Origin of the sequence: Streptomyces cavernicola (genome assembly GCF_029968035.1) — a bacterium.
Taxonomy (GTDB): Bacteria; Actinomycetota; Actinomycetes; order Streptomycetales; family Streptomycetaceae; genus Streptomyces; species Streptomyces cavernicola.
The window spans coordinates 1-1,338 of the sequence record NZ_JASCIQ010000096.1; the positions used below are offsets into that span (position 1 = coordinate 1).

The 1,338-nt window shown below is 67.3% G+C and carries 1 protein-coding gene; it reads right to left on the minus strand.

The genetic code is table 11. The features are described 5' to 3' along the window. Window positions 1-39: 39 nt before the first annotated feature. The gene (locus tag QIS96_RS37610) at window positions 40-1,293 is read right to left on the minus strand and encodes an IS30 family transposase (protein ID WP_282547389.1); all 1,254 of its coding nucleotides are present in this window, start codon (window positions 1,291-1,293) and stop codon (window positions 40-42) included. Window positions 1,294-1,338: the final 45 nt, after the last annotated feature.

Below are 1,338 nucleotides of genomic sequence, written 5' to 3' on the forward strand. Positions count from 1 at the left end.
GGCAGATTCGAGGGGTCGTCGCAACACGTGGTGAGTTGATCAAGCCGCGAGCAGTTTATGCAGACGCTCGGCTGGGGTTTCCCAGCCGAGCGTTTTGCGTGGGCGGCTGTTGAGTTCGGCGGCAACGGCCTCCAGGTCCTCGGCGGTGCGGCTCGACAGGTCGGTGCCCTTGGGGAAGTACTGCCGCAGCAGGCCGTTGGTGTTCTCGTTCGAGCCTCGCTGCCAAGGGCTGGCTGGGTTGCAGAAGTAGACCGGGATGTCGGTGTCCGCGGTGAACGCCAAGTGGGCCGCCATTTCCGTGCCCTGGTCCCAGGTCAGTGACCGCCAGAGATGCCTCGGAAGGGTGCGCACCGTCTCGGTGAGGGCGATGCGGGTCGCGGATGCGCTGTGGCCGTCGGGCAGGTGCAGGAGCATCACGTAGCGGGTGGAGCGTTCAACGAGGGTGCCGATGGCGGACTTGCTGTCCTTGCCGACGATGAGGTCGCCCTCCCAGTGTCCGGGGACAGCTCGGTCGGTGGCCTCGGCCGGACGGTCGCTGATCATGACCATGTTCTTGACCGCTCGGAACGCGCGCTTGTCGGACTGGCGATGAGAGCGGCGGATCGCGCGTCCGGTCCGCAGAGCGCGGGTGAGTTCGCGGCGGAGTTCACCGCGTCCTTGGACGTAGAGGGCCTGGTAGACGGTCTCGTGGACCACGTGCATCTCCGGCCGGTCGGGGAAGCGTGTCCGCAGAGCCTGGCAGATCTGCTCAGGGCTCCACCGCAGGGTGAGGTAGTGCTGGATGAAGTCCCGCAGTTCCAGGCTCTGGCCTATCTTGCCGAGCTTGGGGCGGGGCCGGCGGGCGTTGGCCCTCCGCTGGGCAGCGTGAGGCCGATAGTGCCACTTGCCGTCCGGCAGGACGGTGCGGTTGCGGCGGACCTCCCGGCTGACAGTGGACGGACTGCGACCGAGCTCAGCCGCGATCCGCCGGATGGTCGCCTTCTCCCGCAGCCGGTCGGCGATGTGGATGCGATCGGCCTCGCACAGGTAGCGGGAGCTCTTGGCCGCCTCTCCGGGTATCGGCCCGGCGGACGGCAGCGGCACCACCGCAGTGATCGGTGGTGCCGCCTTGTTCAAGCCGGAGGCATTGCGGCCGTTGCGCCATCGCCGACCGGTCTTCTCGTTGACGCCGACGATCCGGCACGCTTCCCGGTACGGAATTCCTTGATCCACAAGCAGAAGGTATGCCTCCCGCTCACGGGCCAACTTCCTAGCCCCCTGCGGCTTCCGGTCGTCCCGGACCTCGAAGTCCATCGCACCCCTTGAGCTGGGGTGTTGCGACGACCACTAGAACCCAAG

Coding starts and splice junctions, on each gene's coding strand:
- QIS96_RS37610 (WP_282547389.1), bottom strand. CDS start 1,293: ATGGACTTCGAGGTCCGGGACGACCGGAAGCCGCAGGGGGCTAGGAAG.